This window comes from Actinomyces qiguomingii (assembly GCF_004102025.1).
GTDB classification, from domain to species: Bacteria; Actinomycetota; Actinomycetes; order Actinomycetales; family Actinomycetaceae; genus Actinomyces; species Actinomyces qiguomingii.
The window spans coordinates 2,517,615-2,535,823 of the sequence record NZ_CP025228.1 but is presented as its reverse complement, the minus strand read 5'-3'; the positions used below and the strand labels follow the sequence as shown (position 1 = coordinate 2,535,823).

At 68.6% G+C, this 18,209-nt stretch carries 12 protein-coding genes; 4 read left to right on the top strand and 8 right to left on the bottom strand.

Translation table 11 applies throughout. The annotated features are described in order from the left end of the window. Positions 1 to 162 precede the first annotated feature (162 nt). The 3 genes from CWT10_RS10500 (at position 163) to CWT10_RS10490 (ending at position 4,916) form a co-directional block, all read left to right on the top strand. Positions 163 to 780 carry a hypothetical protein gene (locus CWT10_RS10500; protein ID WP_103064168.1) on the top strand — a complete coding sequence of 206 codons (618 nt, stop codon included), beginning with the start codon at positions 163 to 165 and terminating at the stop codon, positions 778 to 780. A 342-nt stretch (positions 781 to 1,122) separates the two neighbouring features. Next, positions 1,123 to 2,886 (top strand): alpha,alpha-phosphotrehalase, encoded by a 1,764-nt coding sequence (locus CWT10_RS10495; RefSeq protein ID WP_103064169.1) that lies wholly within the window; start codon positions 1,123 to 1,125, stop codon positions 2,884 to 2,886. Positions 2,887 to 2,900: 14 nt separating this feature from the next. Further along, entirely contained in the window at positions 2,901 to 4,916 is a 2,016-nt protein-coding gene (locus CWT10_RS10490; protein WP_103064170.1) for a PTS sugar transporter subunit IIABC, read from the top strand. A gap of 77 nt (positions 4,917 to 4,993) precedes the next feature. Here CWT10_RS10490 and CWT10_RS10485 read toward each other — a convergent pair whose 3' ends face one another. The 8 genes from CWT10_RS10485 to CWT10_RS10450 all read right to left on the bottom strand — a co-directional run bounded on the left by CWT10_RS10485 (position 4,994) and on the right by CWT10_RS10450 (position 13,417). Next, entirely contained in the window at positions 4,994 to 5,764 is a 771-nt protein-coding gene (locus tag CWT10_RS10485) for a UTRA domain-containing protein (protein ID WP_244936738.1), read from the bottom strand. A gap of 174 nt (positions 5,765 to 5,938) precedes the next feature. Further along, the gene (locus tag CWT10_RS10480; protein ID WP_103064171.1) at positions 5,939 to 6,646 is read right to left on the bottom strand and encodes a sirohydrochlorin chelatase; all 708 of its coding nucleotides are present in this window, start codon (positions 6,644 to 6,646) and stop codon (positions 5,939 to 5,941) included. After that, the gene (locus CWT10_RS10475) at positions 6,643 to 7,524 is read right to left on the bottom strand and encodes a sulfite exporter TauE/SafE family protein (RefSeq protein WP_103064172.1); all 882 of its coding nucleotides are present in this window, start codon (positions 7,522 to 7,524) and stop codon (positions 6,643 to 6,645) included. The genes CWT10_RS10480 and CWT10_RS10475 overlap by 4 nt, the downstream gene beginning before the upstream one ends. A 37-nt stretch (positions 7,525 to 7,561) precedes the next feature. After that, complete coding sequence (gene cobA, locus CWT10_RS10470) at positions 7,562 to 8,323, bottom strand: uroporphyrinogen-III C-methyltransferase (protein ID WP_103064173.1); 762 nt, start codon at positions 8,321 to 8,323, stop codon at positions 7,562 to 7,564. 71 nt (positions 8,324 to 8,394) lie between these two features. After that, positions 8,395 to 9,747 (bottom strand): sulfate adenylyltransferase subunit 1, encoded by a 1,353-nt coding sequence (locus CWT10_RS10465; RefSeq protein ID WP_103064174.1) that lies wholly within the window; start codon positions 9,745 to 9,747, stop codon positions 8,395 to 8,397. Positions 9,748 to 9,821: 74 nt separating this feature from the next. Further along, complete coding sequence (gene cysD, locus CWT10_RS10460; protein WP_103064175.1) at positions 9,822 to 10,754, bottom strand: sulfate adenylyltransferase subunit CysD; 933 nt, start codon at positions 10,752 to 10,754, stop codon at positions 9,822 to 9,824. Between the two features lie 54 nt (positions 10,755 to 10,808). Next, on the bottom strand, positions 10,809 to 11,651 hold the full coding sequence (locus tag CWT10_RS10455; RefSeq protein WP_416171725.1) for a phosphoadenylyl-sulfate reductase: 843 nt from the start codon (positions 11,649 to 11,651) through the stop codon (positions 10,809 to 10,811). A gap of 44 nt (positions 11,652 to 11,695) precedes the next feature. Then, complete coding sequence (locus CWT10_RS10450; protein WP_174721962.1) at positions 11,696 to 13,417, bottom strand: nitrite/sulfite reductase; 1,722 nt, start codon at positions 13,415 to 13,417, stop codon at positions 11,696 to 11,698. A gap of 1,377 nt (positions 13,418 to 14,794) precedes the next feature. On the opposite strand from CWT10_RS10450, the gene ileS reads away from it, so the two are divergent. Next, the gene (ileS, locus tag CWT10_RS10440; RefSeq protein ID WP_103064178.1) at positions 14,795 to 18,154 is read left to right on the top strand and encodes an isoleucine--tRNA ligase; all 3,360 of its coding nucleotides are present in this window, start codon (positions 14,795 to 14,797) and stop codon (positions 18,152 to 18,154) included. Positions 18,155 to 18,209 lie beyond the last annotated feature (55 nt).

The window sequence follows — 18,209 nt, the reverse complement described above, 5'->3', positions numbered from 1 at the left end:
TGTGTCCAAGACCGCATCCGCGCCCGGCATGATGCGTCCGGCGAATGAGGCACAGCTTCACCACAGCACCGGCACGTGGGAGTCTCAGGCGTCCTTCGTACCTTGAGCCTCGCCCCGCCACGGGGTGGATTACCACAAGCTGACAGGACAGAGGACCGATAGATGACCACGTCCAGGCCCGACGACTTCGATGTCACCGCCCGCATTCCAGCCGAGAATCCGCCGGGAGCCTCGAGCGCCGACTCCGCCTCGGCGTCGGTCGGCGCCGATGCCGCACTGGCAGAAGGATCGCCGCAGCGGGTCGGCGGCCAGAGCATTCCGCTTGCGGACGATCCTGACCCTCAGGCGGCTACGCCGGTGGGTGCATCGCCCGTCTCCACACCGGGTGCCGGTGTCCGGGCCGAAGGGGGACGGTCCTGGTACAGGCGCAGGTGGGTCGCTGTTCTCGCCGTGATCGCGTTGATGGGGGCGTCATTCGGCGCCGGCTGGGGCACTAATGAGTTGCTGTCCTCCGACGATGCCCCGGCGGGCGTCGAGCGGGACGACTTCGACCCGCGGCAGGGCGGTCCAGGTGGGCAAATGCCCGGTGGTGACGGTCAGATGCCGGGTGGCGGCCGAATGCGTGATGGCGACTTCGGGCAGATGGATGGTGGCTTCGGCTCCGGCCGGACCACCCCTAATGAGGATGCCCCCGGTGGATTGGGTGGCGGCCTAGAGGGCGATTCCGGCTCCGAGGATGGTGGCAGCACCGGCGTGTTGCAGGAGAGTACCTCCGCCTGATTGAGGCGTTGTCAGGTCGTGGCTCGGCGGGTGGTCCTTCCGGTGACGGCCGGCCGAGCCGCGGTGCCGGGGTGACGTGGCACGGATTGCAGCACTTTGGCTGATGTGTGTCTCGTCGCCGCGACGGGAGTTGGCGTGATTGTGCGGTTTGTTCACCCCGAGGCGCACGTGCGACCTCGAAAGTGCTGCATTTCATGACAATCCCCTCACAGTGGGACGAGGCGGTGACCAGGGGTGTGCGTCACATTGGGGTGCTTGTACTTGCGGTGAACCTCCCCGGCGTGTGTACTTGTATATACAAGTTGCCGCGCGGGAGCGGCAGCGTGATTCCACGGAGTACCCATGAGTTTTCACGACGCTGTCGTCTACCAGGTCTATCCGAAGTCCTTCCGGGACACCACCGGTGACGGTGTTGGCGACCTGCGCGGGATCATCGAGAAGGTCCCGTACATCGCCTCCCTGGGTGTGGACTACGTCTGGCTCAACCCCTTCTACCTCTCGCCGGGTAGGGACAACGGCTACGACGTGGCCGACTACCGCGCGGTGGACCCCGCCATGGGCACGATGGAGGACTTCGACGAGCTCGTGGCCGCCCTGGCCGAGCACGGCATCAGCCCCATGCTGGACATGGTGCTCAACCACGTGTCCACCGAGCACGAGTGGTTTCAGCGGGCCCTGGCCGGCGAACAGCGCTACCGCGACTACTTCTACCTGCGGCCTGCCCGCGGCTTCGATCAGGCCGGGGAACCGATTCTGCCCACCAACTGGGTATCAAAATTCGGTGGCCCCGCCTGGGCGCCCTTCGGGCCCGTGGATGATTCCGGCCGGCCTCGCGGCGGGGAGTACTACCTGCATCTGTTCGATCCCGGCCAGGCCGACCTGGACTGGCACAACCCCGAAGTGCGCTCCCGCGCGGCGGAGGTAGTCAACTTCTGGCGGTCCCACGGCGTGCGCGCCTTCCGCTTCGACGTAATCAACCTGATCGGCAAGACCGAGCCCCTGGCGGACGCCCCGGCCGGCACCGACGACCGCCTGGTCTACACCGACGGTCCGCTCGTGCACGACTACCTGCAAGAGCTGAGCCGGGCCAGCTTCGGCCAGGACCCGGACTCCGTGACCGTGGGGGAGATGTCCTCCACCTCCATCGCCGCCTGCGTGGATTACACCAACCCCCAGCGGCGGGAGCTTTCCATGGTGTTCAACTTCCACCACCTCAAGGTCGACTACTCCGACGGTCAGAAGTGGACCCGGGCCGATCCGGACATCCCCGCCCTTAAGCGCATCCTCAACGACTGGGCCCTGGGCCTCCAGGCCGGCGGCGGCTGGAACGCCCTGTTCTGGAACAACCATGACCAGCCCCGGGCCATCAACCGCTTCGGCGATCCGGAGCGCTACCACTACGAGTCCGCCACCATGCTGGGAACCGCCATCCACCTGCTGCGCGGCACCCCCTACATCTACATGGGGGAGGAGATCGGCATGACTGATCCGGACTACACCCACATCGAGGACTATGTGGATGTCGAGGCCCTGGGCGCCTACGCCGAGCTGGTGGCCGGTGGACGCGGTGAGGCGGAGGCCTTCGGCATTGTCCACGCCAAGGCGCGTGACAACGCCCGCACCCCCATGCAGTGGGACGCCACCGCCGGTGCCGGTTTCACCTCCGGCACCCCGTGGCTGCGCCCCACCAATGCCGCGAGGATCAACGTGGCCGCCGAGGAGTCCGGGGGTCGCATCCTGCCCTACTACCGGCGCCTGGTGGCGCTGCGCAAGGCCGAGCCGGTGATCGCCGAAGGCGACTATTCCCCCTGGGCGGAGGACAACCCCGATGTCTTCGCCTACATACGCAGTCTGCCCGCGGGACCCACCTCGATTGCCCCGATTGACACACACACCCGTGTCGAGGAGGCCGGCCGGGAAGCCCGCGCCCGCCTGCTCGTCTTAACCAGCTTCCGTGGCCGGCCGACCACGGTTGAGATCCCCACCGAGTTCCTCGCCGGCGAGGTTCTCATCGGGAACTACCCCGTACGGACACTCAGCCCCGTGCTGACCCTGTCCCCCTACGAGGCACTCGCCATCATCATCCGCAATCCCAAGTCGCTCTGAGAGGAGCACCGTATATGTCATCACCATCCATCCCAGACCGGGTTCTGGCAGCGCCAGTAACCGGCGCGATCATTGCCCTTGCCGAGGTTCCCGACCCGGTCTTCTCCTCCGGAGCCCTGGGGGAGGGTTTCGGTGTGCTCCCCTCCTCCGGCGAGGTGGTTGCACCCGTTTCCGGCACCGTCACCATGGTTGCCGAGACCGGTCACGCAGTTGGCATCGCCACTTCCGATGGCCTGGAGGTGCTCCTGCACCTGGGCGTTGACACCGTAGAACTCGCCGGACGCCCCTTCAGCCTTTCTGTCCGCCTGGACCAGGAGGTCCGCGCCGGCCAGTCCCTGGGCAGCATGGATCTGGCTGCTATCACCGCCGCCGGCAAGGACACCACCACCATCGTGGCCGTGACCAATTCGGCCAAGGCCCTGGCCGAGCTGCGGATCGTCCCGGGGCAGGCGCAGGCCGGTGCCGATGTGGCCACCGCAGTCCTGAAGCGGACGGCCGACTCGCCCACAGCCGCAGCCGATGACGGGCTGACCGGTTTCGACGCCACCGCCCGCGACATCATCGCCGGGGTGGGCGGGGCCGACAACATCCGCTCGGTCATCCACTGCATCACCCGGGTGCGCTTCTACCTCAAGGACGAGTCCCTGGTCGACGACGCCGCGGTCACCAGCGCCGACGGTGTGATCGACGTTGCCCGCGCGGGCGGGCAGTACCAGGTGGTCATCGGCGCCACCGTCGGTGACGTGTACGACGCCGTGGTCAAGCAGGTTCCGCACCTGGCCGAGGGTTCCGACGAGGCGGAGGCGGCCCCGGCGGCGCCGAAGCCGACCACGGCCATCGGTTGGGTCAAGTACGGTTTCTCCTCCCTGATCGGTGTGATCACCGGCTCCATGATCCCCGTGATCGGCGTGCTGGCCGCCTCCGGCATTCTCAAAGGGATCCTGGCGCTGCTCACGCAGTTCAACATCGTGGACACCGGCACCTCCACCTACACCTTCATCGACGCCATGGCCTCGTCGATGTTCTACTTCCTGCCCATCATCATCGGCTTCACCTCGGCTCGCCGGCTTGGTGCGGACCCGATCATCGTCGCCATCATCGGTGGGGTGCTCACATTCCCGTCCGTGGTCTCCATGGCCAACTCCTCCGCGGAGGACTACCACGTGATCGCTCGGATCGGGCGGACTGTCTTCAACTCCGATTTCTTCGGCATCCCGGTCTCGCTGCCCGAGGGCAACGCCTATGCCTACTCGATCTTCCCGATCATCGTGGCCTCCTGGCTGGCCAGCAAGATCGAGCCGTGGCTGAAGAAGTGGATTCCGGCGGTGGTGCGCTCCATCTTCGCCCCGCTGCTGGAGATCTTCATCGTCTCCACCCTGGTGCTGGTGGTCTTCGGCCCGATCGTGATGACGATCTCCGGCGGTATCGCCCAGGCCGTCAGCTGGGTGCTGAGCCTGTCTTATCCGGTGGCCGGACTTCTGATCGGCGGCTTGTACCAGTGCCTGGTCATCTTCGGACTGCACTGGGCCGTCATCCCGATCATCTCCCAGCAGATTGCCGATCCCGGCTTCTCCCCGCTCAATGCCATTGTCTCCGCCTCCATGATCGCGCAGGGTGGCGGTGCCCTGGCCCTGTGGGTCAAGGCCAAGAGTCCCCGCATCAAGCAGCTGGCCGGTCCGGCCACGATCTCCGCCCTTTGTGGGGTGACCGAGCCCGCCATGTACGGCCTGAACCTGAAGTACGGGCGCGTGTTTATCACCGCCTCTATCGGCGGCGCCGTGGGCGGCCTGCTAACCGGACTGTTTGACGTCAACATGTGGGGCTTCACCGGTGCATTCGTCGGCTTCCCGTCCTTCGTCAACCCCGAGGGCATCGACGGTTCCTTCACCGGCTTCTGGATCGCCTCATTCGTGACTCTGGCCGTATCCTTCCTGGCCACCTACTTCTTCGGCTTCAAGGAGTCCGACTTCGAGGCCGAGCGCACGGTGGAGAAGGTGCGCTTGGGCAACCGTGAACCGGTGGCCCGCTGAGTTCTAGGGCTTACCGGCGAACCGGCCCGGCCGACGTGAGCGTCAATGCCACGTCGGCCGGGCCGCCGGCATTTCCGTCACCGGTGGGAGGGCAGGCGCTGGGCCGTTGAGATGAAGCCGAATGTCTCCGGAACATGGTGGGAGCGGGTGTACTCGAATGGCACTCCGGAGGCGTCAAAACCCAGCGATTCCGTCACCCCCACGCAGTCCAGGCCTCCCAGATCCAGGTGACGGCGGTCCAGCTCATCTGCGGCCTCGATGGTGATCATGCGTGAGGCGGTGGCGATACGCACTCCCAGAGCGCTCTCCAGGTAGGCGTAGATGGAGGTCTCCGCGGCATCACGGGGGATATCGGGCACTACCGAGCGCAGGAAGCGGTTGTGATCGATGATCGCGGGTCGCTCATCCAGCAGGCGCAGACGCCGCAGGTACAGCACCTGGGTGCCCGCCGCCAGCCCGGAGATCCGTGCCGTGGTCTGCGTGATGGTCTCCACCGTTGAGGACAGCAGGATCGTGCGCACCGGTGTGCCGATGCGCTGGCCGGCCTCAGCCAGGGACTCGATACCCGACAGGAAGAACAGTGAGGACGATCGCGGCCGGTAGATCACCTGGATGCCCTTGCCGTGAATGGGTTGTACGTAGCCCTGGGAGCCCAGATACTGCACCGCCTTACGCACCGTGGGCCGGGTGGTGGCGAAGTCCGCGCACAGCTGATTCTCGCTGGGCAGGAAAGAACGGAAGGGAAAGGTCCCGTCCTGGATATGAGTGCGCAGGTACTCGTAGATCTCCTGATACTTCGGCACGTTCGCGCGTTTACGCCGACGAGCAGACTGAGAGGTGGACGACATGCGGTGCTCTTCTCCCATCCGGGCACTCCTGGGGCATCAGGCCCGCATAAGCTTATCCGCCCGGCATGATCACGCCGGGCAAGTCCTCGGGGTGTCTTGCCCCGCATGCGGTCCTTGGCAGCTACGCATCCTGAAGGAGGCGGTGATGTCGGATGCCCGCCCGGGCTGGAGACGTCATGGCGCGGCACGACCGCCGCCGGTGGCCGTCCGGTAGCGCCGAGCGACCACCTGGGCGACCGCCGGGTGCGCTCCGATGGGGGCGGAAACGAAGTCCGCCTCGCTGCGGTGTAGCGCACGGGAGAACTTGCCCTCGGCCAGTAGGTAGGGGGCCACGGCAATCGCCCGCGCGCCCTCCCGCCTCCAAGCGGACACCGCATCATGGGCTGCGGGCGAGGTCTTGGCCAGGTATGCGGGCCTGACGGGGATGCCGAGCTCCCGCGCCAGCAGCGCCGCCGCCTGCTCGGTCTCCCGCACCGGCCGCCTTCTGAACGAGCCCGAGCCGGCCAGCACGACACCGTCCAGGGCGGTGACGGCCGCGTGTGCCTGCGCCGCCGCCCGGCGGAAGCGGTCGGCCACCACGTTTACAATCGACGGTTCGGGGCCCAGATGCCGGGTGGCGTTGCCGGATCCGTGCTCGGCAAGCAGGTCGGGCAGGTCGTGCAGGACGTGGTAGCCCCCGCCCAGGAAGAATGGCACCACGACGGGATTGTGCAGCCCCGAAAAGGCCTCCCGGGCCGTGGGGTTCTGGAACTCCACGTAGCCGTGGCGTACGGCAACTCCCGGCAGGAGAGCCGCCACCTGAGCGCTGACCTGTTCGAGGACCGGGTGGGCGCCGGGCGCGCGGGTGCCGTGGGCCAGTACCACCAGAGGACGCGCGCTCATGCCGCCTGCACCTTAGGGACACCGTTGGCGCGGCGGCGCACCGTGAAACCGATGAGCGGCGCCAGCACCGCAATCAGGGCCGACACCGTCCAGGTGGTGACCGGGGCGCCCAGGTCGAGTGCCTGCAGGAGTGTCGCCGTATTCGTCACCACGATGAGGCCTCCGATGGCGGTCCCCAGGGCGGCGCCCGGTATCCGGGACACCGCCCAGGCGGCCAGCGGCGCGGCCAGTACGCCGCCGCCCAGCAGGGCGATCACAACGCCGAAGTCGATTCCGGCCGTCCCCAGGCCCAGGAGGAAGCCCAATGACGCCATCACGCTGACGATGAATTCGGCGGTGTCCACGCTGCCGACCACGGTGCGCGGGGCGGTGCGGCCGCGCGACAGCAGGGTGGTGGTCACAATCGGCCCCCAGCCACCGCCGCCGGTGGCGTCGATGAAGCCGCCGACCAGGCCTAGCGGTGTCAGCAGCCGGAAGGTATGGGGGCTGGTGCGTGCGGTGGCCCCGGTCGGCGGACGGAGGGCGAAGCGCACGAGTACGTAGAGACCCAGAAGCAGCAGAATGGTGGCGGTCACGGGCGTGGCCGCCGAGGTGGCGACCCGGGCGAGCACGGTGGCGCCCAGGAAGGCGCCGAAGGCGCCGGGGATGGCCAGGCGGGCCACCAATGCCCGATCCGTGTTTCCCAGGCGTAGGTGGGACAGGCCCGACACCAGTGTGGTCCCGATCTGGGACAGGTGGACGCTGGCACTGGCCAGCGCCGGGCTCAAGCCCACGGCGAGCAGCAACGAGGAGCTGGTGACGCCGTAGCCCATGCCCAGGGTTCCGTCCACGAGTTGCGCGACGAGCCCGACCAGGGCGAGGACGATGAGTGCAAGCATGATGATCTTTCAGGGTCGTCGGGATCCTCACCGGTCATCACCCGGGGATGATCCGCGTGTTCCATGCGGGACTGACGGTGACGACGTCGCCGATGACGATGACTGCGGGAGCTTTGACACCGACGTCGGCGGCGACGTCGGGCAGACATCGCAGCACGGTGGTGGTCACTCGCTGGTCTGGCAGGAAGCCGCGTTCGACAATTGCGGCCGGGGTGTCGGGGTCGGCCCCGTTGTCCAGGAGGATCGCCATGGTGGGGCCAAGGCGGGTTACGCCCATCAGCAGGATCAGCGTGTGGTCGCCTCGCACCGGCACGGTCGACCCCAGTTCCTCATGGGCGGTGACCACGGAGAATCCCCGGGCCAGCCCCCGGTGGGTGGCCGGGATGCCGGCGGCGGCCGGCACGGCGATGGCCGAAGTGACCCCGGGAACGATCTCGACGACGACGCCGGCCGCCCGGCAGGCTGCCGCCTCCTCGCCGCCGCGGCCCAGCACGTACGGGTCGCCGCCCTTGAGCCGCGCCACGCGACGCCCGGCGCGGGCCCGCTCCACCAGCACCGCGTCGATCCGGTCCTGAGGCATCAGATGGTGGCCCGGGCGCTTGCCCACGTCGATCACCTCGGCGTCGGGTCCGGCGGCCTCCAACAGCTGGCGCGGGGCGAGACGGTCGATGACGACGACGTCGGCCCGCCGCAGCAGCTCCAGGCCCCGCACCGTGATCAGCCCTGGGTCCCCCGGGCCGCCTCCGATGAGCGCCACCCAACCGGTGCCGGGACGGTCGGTATCCGGGATTCTTTCCATCTCCGGCGCGGGCCGCCCGGCTACTTCCGGCGCGGGCCGCCCGGCCGTGCCCGCGGCTGTGCTCGCCCGGTTCATGCTGCCAGCGGTGCGGACGCCCGCTGGCCATCCAGGCGCACCATGCCCGCGGCGAGTGTCCAGCCGTCGAAGGGGTCTACGAGCAGGAAGGCACCGTCGCTGCGGGAGCGGGCGTAGTCGGCCACGGGAAGCGGTTCGGACAGGCGCAGGCGGATGGTCCCGATGTCGTTGAGGGCCAGGGCGCGGGCGGGCGCGGCGGTGAGGTCGTCGAGATTGAGGACGCCGTCGACCGCGGTGATGATCGCCTGGACGGTGCGCGTCCCGTGCTTGACGAGCACCCGGTCGCCCGGCCTGGTGGGGCGCTCGGACAGCCAGGCGACGCGGGCGGCCAGCTCCCGGCGCAGCGCCGGCGGGTCGGCGGCGGAGGCGAGGAGATCACCGCGCATGATGTCGATGTCATCGGCCAGCCGCAGGGTCACCGACTGGCCGGCACGTGCCTCGGTCAGGGCGGTGTCAGCGAGGTCGATGGCGGCGACCCGGCTGCGGCGCCGCGAGGGGAGGACCACCACCTCATCGCCCACACGGACCGATCCGGCGGCGACCCGCCCGGCGTAGCCGCGGTAGTCGGACAGGCCGTCGGCCGCTGCCCCCTGCGGCCGGATGACCAGCTGCACGGGCAGGCGGAAGGCCCCGTCGGCCGACGTGGTGTCGGCCGGAATGGTCTCCAGCAGCTCCAGGAGGGCGGGGCCGCGGTAGAAGGGAGTTCGCGAGGATCGGTGCACCACGTTGTCTCCCTCCAGGGCGCAGGTCGGCAGCGCCCGCAGGTCCGTGACCCTCAGCTCGGCGCCGGCGGTGCCCAACTCGGCGACGATCGCGTCGTAGACGTCGGCGGAGAAGTCCACCAGGTCGATCTTGTTGACGGCTACCACCACGTGCGGGACTTTCAGGAGCGCCGCCACCGCCAGGTGCCGGCGGGTCTGCTCCACCACGCCGTGGCGGGCGTCCACCAGCAGCACCACCACGTCGGCGGTCGATGCGCCGGTGACCGTGTTGCGGGTGTACTGCACGTGGCCGGGGCAGTCGGCCAGGATGAAGGAGCGGCGGGGCGTGGCGAAGTAGCGGTAGGCGACGTCGATGGTGATGCCCTGCTCCCGCTCCGCGCGTAGGCCGTCGGTGAGCAGGGCCAGGTCGGCGTGGGTCAGGCCGCGGTCCAGGCTCACCTGCTCCACGGCGGCGAGCTGGTCGCGCAGCACCGACTTGGAGTCCACCAGCAGCCTGCCGACCAGGGTCGACTTGCCGTCGTCGACGCTGCCGGCGGTGGCCAGGCGCAGCAGGCCCGTGGTCTTAGACGGTTGCGGGGCGGATCGTTTCGGTTCGGGGTGTGCGGACTGGGAGGGGGTGATGGTCATAGGTTTCTCCAGGGGTGCGTGTCTGGTGGGTTCGTGGGGTGGGACGGGTGTCGGAGCGGGAGCCGGAACCGGACTCAGAAGTAGCCTTCGCGCTTGCGATCCTCCATGGCGGACTCCGACAGGCGGTCGTCGGCCCGGGTGGCGCCGCGCTCGGTGAGCGTGGAGGCGGCCACCTCGACGGCGATCTCGTGGTTGCTGGCTGCGGTGGAGTCCACGGCACCGGTGCAGGACATGTCGCCGACGGTGCGGTAGCGCACGGTGCGGGTGGTGACTTTCTCACCTTCGCGCGGCCGGGTTACCGGGGTGACGGCCAGCCACATGCCGTCGCGTGAGAAGACCTCCCGCCGGTGGGCGTAGTACAGGCTCGGCAGGGCGATGTCCTCACGCTCGATGTAGCGCCACACGTCCAGCTCGGTCCAGTCGGACAGGGGGAAGACGCGCAGGTGCTCACCGGGGCAGTGACGCAGGTTCAGCAGCCGCCACAGCTCGGGACGCTGGTTGCGCGGATCCCACTGCCCGAACTCATCCCGCAGGGAGACGATGCGCTCCTTGGCGCGCGAGCGCTCCTCGTCGCGGCGGGCACCGCCGATGACGCCGTCGAAGCGCTCGGACTGGATGGCATCCAGCAGCGGTCGGGTCTGCAGCGGGTTGCGGGTGCCGTCAGCCCGCTCCCGCAGGCGGCCGTCGTCGATGTAGTCCTGCACCCGGGCGACGAGCAGGCGCGCTCCGGTGGCGGCGACGGTCTCGTCCCGGTAGGCGAGTACCTCGGGGAAGTTGTGGCCGGTGTCCACATGCAGCAGGGGGAAGGGCAGCGGTGCCGGCCAGAACGCCTTGCGGGCCAGGTGCAGGATCACCACGGAGTCCTTACCCCCCGAGAACAGCAGCACCGGGCGCCGGCATTCGGCGACCACTTCGCGGATGATCCCGATCGCTTCGGACTCGAGGGCGTCGAGGTGATCAGCGGGGGTGGTGGTAACGCTGGTAATGCTGTCTGTGGCTGTGGTCATGGGGCTGTCCAATCGGTTCCGCGGTTTGATGTGCAGGGGCGTGCGGGCGGGGTGTCACAGGTGGATGCCGCACTCGTTCTTGGCGAATCCGGCCCAGCGTCCGGAGCGGGGATCCTCGCCAGGGGCGACGCGCCGGGTGCAGGTCTGGCAGCCGATCGACGGGTAGCCGTCAGCCAGCAGCGGGTTGACGACGACGTCGTGTGCGGCCGCGTACTCCAGCAGGTCCTCGAAGCTCCAGGCCGCCAGCGGGTTGAGCTTGACGATCCGGTGGGTCTCATCGAAGGTGACCAGCGGGGCGTCGGCGCGGGTGGGGGAGTCCTCGCGGCGCAGGCCGGTGGCCCAGGCCTCGTAGCCGGACAGGGCGCGCGCCAGGGGCGCCACCTTGCGTAGGTAGCAGCATTTGGTGGGGTCCCGCTCGTACAGGCGCGGCCCGTACTCGGCATCCTGCTGGGCGATGGTGAGCTCGGGCAGGACGTCTATGACGGTGACGTCCAAGGTGCGGGCGACGGCGTCACGGGTCTGCTCGGTCTGGGGGAAGTGGAAGCCGGTCTCCAGGAACAGCGTGTCCACGCCGGGAATGCGGGTGGCCACCACATGTGGCAGGACGGCGTCCGCCATGGAACAGGCGACGGCCAGAGAGCCGGGGAAGGTCTCAGCCGCCCAGGCAACCACTGCCTCGGCGGAGGCCTTCGGGCCCAGCCGTGCGGCGCCGTCGGCCGCAATGCGGCGCAGCTTGGCCTCGCTGCGACGGGGGGCCTGCGGGGAGCGAGGGTGGTTGGCGCCGCGCGCGACTAACCGGCCGTAGGGGCTGAGGTCCGCAAGGGTTGGAGCGGGGGATGGAGTTGAGGATGCAATGGGGGCGCTCGCCAGGGCGGCGTCGGCGGTCAGGGCCGGGATGGTGGCCGGGCGCAGTCCGGCCAGGGGTGCGATGTCCTCGGTGGTCATACCAGTTCCTCCTTAGGTGCTCGCTGCGTCCACTGGGAGAAGCTCTCCTTAGGGGCGCGTGCGGCGGCGTAGCGGCGCACGACGCGCTCGATGTAGTCGGCCAGGTCGGTGGCGGCCACCTTCAGTCCGCGCACGGTGCGTCCCAGCTCGGCCTCCTCGTGGCCGGCGGAGGCCAGCCCGCCTCCCAGGTGCACCTGGAAGCCGGGTACCTGCTGGCCGTCGACGGTGATGATCTGCCCCTTGAGGCCGATGTCGGCGATCTGGATGCGGGCGCAGGAGTTGGGGCAGCCGTTGACGGAGATGGAGATCCGGCGCTCGAGGTCGAGGTCCGCCAGGCGCGCATCGAGCTCAGCGCCTACCCGCGCCGCTAGGGACTTGGTCTCCACGATGGCGAACTTGCAGAACTCCAGGCCGGTGCAGGCCAGCAGTGAGCGGGTGAACGGGCCGGGGGAGGGGTCGATGCCAAGCTCCTGCAGCCCGGCCACGGCCTTCTCCACGTGCTGCTCGGGCACGTCCAGCAGCAGGATGTTCTGCAACGGGGTTGTACGCACGCGATCGGAGCCGACCGCCTCGGCGAGGTCGGCCAGCCCCAGCATGGTGTCGCCGGACAGGCGGCCGACGGGCGGTTTGCCGCCGATCCAGTAGCGCCCGTCCTTCTGCCGGTGGACGCCGATGTGGTCGGCCTCGCCCACGGGCGGTGCCGGGGCGGGGCCGTCGGCCAGCTGGTAGCCCAGGTAGTCCTCCTGCAGGACCTGGCGGAACCTCTCCGGGCCCCACTCGGCCATGAGGAACTTCAACCGGGCCTTGTTGCGCAGGCGGCGGTAGCCATAGTCACGGAAGAGCCGGATAGTGGCCCACCACACGTCGGTGACCTGGTCAGGCCGTACGAAGGTGCCCAGGCGCTGCCCGAGGAAGGGCGCCGTCGACAGGGCGCCGGCGATCCACAGGTCATAGCCGGGTCCGAGCTCGGGGTGCTCCACGCCTACGTAGGCGATGTCGTTGATCTCGTGGAGGATGTCCAGGGTGGGGGAGCCGGTAAAGGCGGTTTTGAACTTGCGTGGAAGATTCGAGATCTCGGGGTTGCCGAGGAAGGTGTTGCGGATCTGGGCCGCGGCGGCAGAGGGGTCGATGATCTCGTCGGGGGCGATTCCGGCCACCGGGGAGACGAGGATCCCGCGTGGGGTGTCGCCGCACGCCTCAATGGTGATCAGGCCGACCTCCTCCAGCCGGCGCCACAGCTCGGGCACGGACTCGATCTGGATCCAGTGCATCTGGAGGTTCTGCCGGTCGGTGACGTCCAGGGTGCCGCGGGCGAACTCGTTCGCCGCCCGGCCGAGCACGCGCATCTGACGCACGGACAGGGACTGGCCGTCCATTCGTACCCGCTGCATGAAGTACCGGTCGGATAGTTCGGCGGGGCTGAGCTGGGCGGTGCGGCCGCCGTCAATGCCCTGCTTGCGCTGGGTGTACAGGCCCCACCACCGAAAGCGGGTGTGGAGGTCGTCGTCCGGGATGGCGTCGAAGCCGGCGGCGGCGTAGGTGGACAGGATGCGGTCGTGCGCGCCGAGCGGATCGCCGTTCTGCTTGACGACCTCGTTGGGGTTCAGGGGCTCGCGGCCGTCAATGCGCCACTGGCCGTTGGCGCGGCCGGCGCGCGGCGGGCGGATGGCGCGGCCTGCACTGGCGTCGCTTGCGGGCGGGTTCTTTATCGGGCTCATGTCTCCTCCAGGCTGGTGGTGCATGAGCGTCCGGAGTCATCGGTTCGGGGACTCGCTCCGGGGCGGTGTTCTCAAGTGACTGCCGACTGCCAGCCGGGAGTGGTCTACTTGGTGCCGCGCGGCTCCGGACGCCTCGGTGCGCCGGATTCCGTGTGCGGCAAAGCCGCGGTGGGTCAGGCGCTTAGCGGGCCTGACAGCACATGACTCGAGTGGAGCGCAACCACGCCCCGCGGGACTCCGCGGCGGCGAGCAGGGGATGCGCTTGGGTCATGTAGTGCACCTTAAGGACGCGGCGACGGCGGGCACAACCGCGCGGCCGGATAGTGAGACGACGTCATGTCATGCGGTGGAACGGTGCTCGTAGACGACCTTAGCGCGGTCGGCTGCCGAAACACGGTCGGCTGCCTAAACACGGTGGGCTGCCGACCGGCGCCGCCCCGGGTTTGGACCGCCCACGTCGGTTTGGACCCCCCTGCGTCGGTTTGGACCCCCTGCGTCGGTTTGGACCCCCTGCGTCGGTTTGGACCGCCCCAGTTGCACACTACGGCGGTCCAGACAGAGAAGAGCGGTCCAGACAGAGAAGAGCGGTCCAAACAGAGACAAGCGGTCCAAACGGGAGTTGTCGGCGCTGGTGTGTGTGCAGGATCGGGGGTCTCCTCGAAGTAGCGGGGGAAGAACTGGGGCGGCTTTCGCCTCGGAGCGCGCGGCGGACGGTTTGTGGCGGGCAGCGTGCGGCGGACGGTTTGTGGCGGGCAGCGTGCGGCGGGCAGCGTGCGGCGGACGGTTTGTGGCGGGCAGCGTGCGGCGGGCAGCGTGCGGCGGACGGTTTGTGGCGGGCAGCGTGCGGCGGACGGTGAGTGCCGGTGGGAAAGCTCGACACAGGCACGGGGCGGCACACCCATCCCAGAAGAACGCCTCCAAACCCGCAGGGACCGGGCACCACGTAACCACCACAAGAACACCTTCACAAGACCACGCCCGCGCCGGTCCAGAAAACCGCGCCCACACCGATCACCCGCGCGCCCAAACCGGGGGTGTGGCGAGGATGACGCTACTTGGAGCCGTCTGGGAATGGTCGGGTGCGCGGTCCGCGGTTACACTCACCGCCACAGGCATCGACCCGGCCATCACCGGTGAGCCTCCGGAAGAACCGGTCCCTGCACGGCAGGGCCCCAAGTAGAACCGGACGGGACAGCCCGTCACAGCTGCGAATCAAGCGGTCCGCACCGGTCTGGCCGGAGCGGGCAAGCGAGGTGGTACCGCGGTGCGGTTCCGCCGTCGTCGGAGCCTCGGCGCGGTGGGCGGCGTCGTCCTCGTGGATACCGGGCCCGGACCCATCGGGCCGCCGACTACGAGCGAGACGCGAGGCAAGACGATATGGCTGAAGAGCCCACCGCCGCCCGGCACACGGGCGCCGCCTTCTACCCCCTGCACCGCCCCGGCCAGAAGGTCGACCCGTCCCCCTCCTTCCCCGCCATTGAGGAGGACGTCCTGGCCTACTGGAAGCGAGACGCCACCTTCCAGGCCTCCATTGACGCCCGTCCGGTGCTGGATGACGATGGCCACAGCAATGAGTTCGTCTTCTATGACGGCCCGCCCTTCGCCAACGGCCTGCCCCACTACGGGCATCTGCTGACCGGCTACGTCAAGGACGCGGTCGGCCGCTACCAGACCCAGCGGGGTCGCCGCGTGGAACGCCGCTTCGGCTGGGACACGCACGGTCTGCCCGCCGAGCTTGAGGCGCTCAGCGAACTGGGTATCGACGACGTTACCGAGATCACCCGTCCCGGCGGCCTGGGTATCGAGAAGTTCAACGCTGCCTGCCGCACCTCCGTGCTGCGCTACACCAACGAATGGGAAGACTACGTAACCCGCCAGGCCCGCTGGGTGGATTTCGACAACGATTACAAGACCCTCGACCCCACCTACATGGAGTCGGTGATCTGGGCCTTTAAGACTCTGTATGACAAGGGCCTGGCCTACCAGGGGCACCGGGTGCTGCCCTATTGCTGGCACGACCGCACGCCACTGAGCAACCACGAACTGCGGATGGACGACGACGTCTACCAGGACCGGCAGGACAACACCGTGACTGTGGGCCTGCGGCTGGAGCAGCGGTTGGACGCCGCACATCCGGACGCCGCTCCCGAGCTGGCCCTGATCTGGACCACTACCCCATGGACCCTGCCGTCGAACTCCGCCGTCGCCGTCGGAGCGGACATCGATTATGTGACCGTGCGTGTGGACGCCGACCTGGACTCCCCTGTGGCCGGCCAGGATGTGCTGCTCGCCCGCGACCTGCTGGGCGCTTACGCCCGGGAACTGGGGGAGGACCCGCAGGTACTGGCCGCATACAAGGGAAGCGATCTGGTGGGGGTGAGGTATGCACCCATCTACGACTTCTTTGACGACGCCGCCCACCGGGCGCAGGGCGCCGCCCCCGGGCCGGCCGCCTGGCAGATCATCGCCGCCGAGTACGTCACCACCACCGAGGGCACCGGCCTGGTGCACCTGGCTCCCGCCTTCGGTGAGGACGACATGTACACCTGCCAGGCCCACGGAGTGGGCACGGTTATCCCCGTCGACGACGGCGGGATCTTCACCTCCGAGGTGCCTGACTACGCCGGCATGCACATCTTCGACGCCAATAAGCCGATCACCGCCGACCTGCGCGACGGCACCGGCCCGCTGGCCCGGCGCGAGGCGGCCGTGCGCGCCGTGCTGGTGCGGCAGGCCTCCTATGTGCACTCCTATCCGCACTGCTGGCGCTGCCGCAAGCCGCTGATGTACAAGGCCGTCTCCAGCTGGTTCGTGAAGGTCACCGCCATCCGCGACCGCATGGTGGAGCTGAACCAGGAGATCACCTGGGTGCCCGGGCACGTCAAGGACGGCATCTTCGGCAACTGGCTGGCCGGCGCCCGCGACTGGTCCATCTCCCGCAACCGCTTCTGGGGCTCGCCCATCCCCGTGTGGGTGAGCGACGACCCGGCCTACCCGCGCACCGATGTCTACGGGTCCTTCGCGGAGCTGGAGCGCGACTTCGGCGTGGAGGTTAAGGACCTGCACCGGCCCTTCATCGACTCCCTGGTGCGCCCCAACCCGGACGATCCGACCGGTAAGTCCATGATGCGGCGCATCCCCGACGTGCTGGACTGCTGGTTTGAGTCCGGCTCCATGCCCTTCGCCCAGGTCCACTACCCGTTTGAGAACGTGGACTGGTTCGAGTCGCACAACCCTTGTGACTTCATTGTGGAGTACGTGGGGCAGACCCGCGGCTGGTTCTACACGCTGCACGTGCTGGCGACCGCCCTGTTCGACCGCCCCGCCTTCACCACCTGCGTCTCCCACGGCATCCTGCTGGGCAACGACGGGGCGAAGATGAGCAAGTCCCTGCGCAATTACCCTGACGTCCAGCAGGTCTTTGACCGCGACGGGGCCGACGCCATGCGCTGGTTCCTGCTGTCCTCCCCGGTTGTGCGCGGAGGCAACCTGTCCGTCACCAACAAGGCTATCCGCGACACGGTCCGCCAGGTGATGCTGCCGCTTTGGAACACCTGGTACTTCTACAGTCTGTATGCCGCACAGGCCGGGGAGGAGGGCGCTTGCTACCTCACCGACGGCGTGGATCTTGACGATGCTGCGCTGTTCGGCCCTAAGGGGGCCTTGGATGTGATGGACCGCTACATCCTGGCCCGCACCAGGGATCTGGCGATCACCGTGGCCGCCCAGTTGGATGCCTATGACGTCACCGGGGCCACACACACCGTGCGCGAATTCATCGACGTACTGACCAACTGGTACCTGCGCACCTCCCGGTCGCGGTTCGTCGACGGCGGCGCCGAGGTGGCGCGTCCCGCCTTCGACACGCTTGCCACCGTGCTGCGTGTGCTCATGCAGGTGATTGCCCCGTTGGCTCCGCTGCTGGCCGAGGAGATCTACCGCGGGCTGACCGGGGAGCGTTCCGTGCACCTGACCGACTGGCCCGTGCTGCCTGCGCATGTGGCCGACCCCGCGCTGGTTACGGCGATGGACGAGGCGCGCGATGCGGTCTCGGCTGCGCTGAGTCTGCGCAAGGCCGACAAGCTGCGCGTACGCCAGCCACTGCGCACACTCACCATTGCCACCGCCGATCCGGCCGCTCTGGCGCCCTTCACCGCGCTGATCGCCGATGAGGTCAATGTCAAGCAGGTGCGGGTGGTGGACGCCGCCGACGCCGGCTATGAACTGACCGAGGAGCTGGCCCTGAACCCGCGCGCCTTTGCGCCGCAGGTCCGCAAGCTGACCTCCAAGCTCTTCGCCGCAGTCAAGGCGGGGGAGTGGGAGGTCACCGCCGACGGTGATGTGCGCTTCGAAACGGTCCTGCTCGACGGTGGTCCGGTGGTGTTGGAGGCTGAGGACTCGGCCTTCACCCTGTCCACGCGGATCGAGGTCAGTGATGACGCCCTGTCTGCCACGGTGCTGCCCTCGGGCGCCTTCGTGGTGCTGGACACGGCGCTGGATGACGACCTGGAAGCCGAGGGTTGGGCCCGTGATCTTGTGCGTGTGCTGATGGACGAGCGTAAGGCCGCGGGCCTAAACATCGGTGAGCCTGCACGCGCGACGCTGATGGTACCGGCGGATAAGCAGGCATGGACCGGTGCCTACCTGGATCTGATCAAACGCGAGGTCAGCTGCGTGGAGTTGCACGTTACGGTCGCGGATGGGCACGTGCCCAGCGCCGAGGTGACGCGGGCTTGACGCGGGTTTGCCGCGTGAGTGTTGAATAGACAGGACGCCCTTCCACCGCATACGG

What these genes read in the sequence shown, in the direction of transcription:
- CWT10_RS10500 (WP_103064168.1), top strand. Translation starts at nt 163, where the DNA reads ATGACCACGTCCAGGCCCGACGACTTCGATGTCACCGCCCGCATTCCA.
- CWT10_RS10495 (WP_103064169.1), top strand. Translation starts at nt 1,123, where the DNA reads ATGAGTTTTCACGACGCTGTCGTCTACCAGGTCTATCCGAAGTCCTTC.
- CWT10_RS10490 (WP_103064170.1), top strand. Translation starts at nt 2,901, where the DNA reads ATGTCATCACCATCCATCCCAGACCGGGTTCTGGCAGCGCCAGTAACC.
- CWT10_RS10485 (WP_244936738.1), bottom strand. Translation starts at nt 5,764, where the DNA reads ATGTCGTCCACCTCTCAGTCTGCTCGTCGGCGTAAACGCGCGAACGTG.
- CWT10_RS10480 (WP_103064171.1), bottom strand. Translation starts at nt 6,646, where the DNA reads ATGAGCGCGCGTCCTCTGGTGGTACTGGCCCACGGCACCCGCGCGCCC.
- CWT10_RS10475 (WP_103064172.1), bottom strand. Translation starts at nt 7,524, where the DNA reads ATGCTTGCACTCATCGTCCTCGCCCTGGTCGGGCTCGTCGCGCAACTC.
- cobA (WP_103064173.1), bottom strand. Translation starts at nt 8,323, where the DNA reads ATGGAAAGAATCCCGGATACCGACCGTCCCGGCACCGGTTGGGTGGCG.
- CWT10_RS10465 (WP_103064174.1), bottom strand. Translation starts at nt 9,747, where the DNA reads ATGACCATCACCCCCTCCCAGTCCGCACACCCCGAACCGAAACGATCC.
- cysD (WP_103064175.1), bottom strand. Translation starts at nt 10,754, where the DNA reads ATGACCACAGCCACAGACAGCATTACCAGCGTTACCACCACCCCCGCT.
- CWT10_RS10450 (WP_174721962.1), bottom strand. Translation starts at nt 13,417, where the DNA reads ATGAGCCCGATAAAGAACCCGCCCGCAAGCGACGCCAGTGCAGGCCGC.
- ileS (WP_103064178.1), top strand. Translation starts at nt 14,795, where the DNA reads ATGGCTGAAGAGCCCACCGCCGCCCGGCACACGGGCGCCGCCTTCTAC.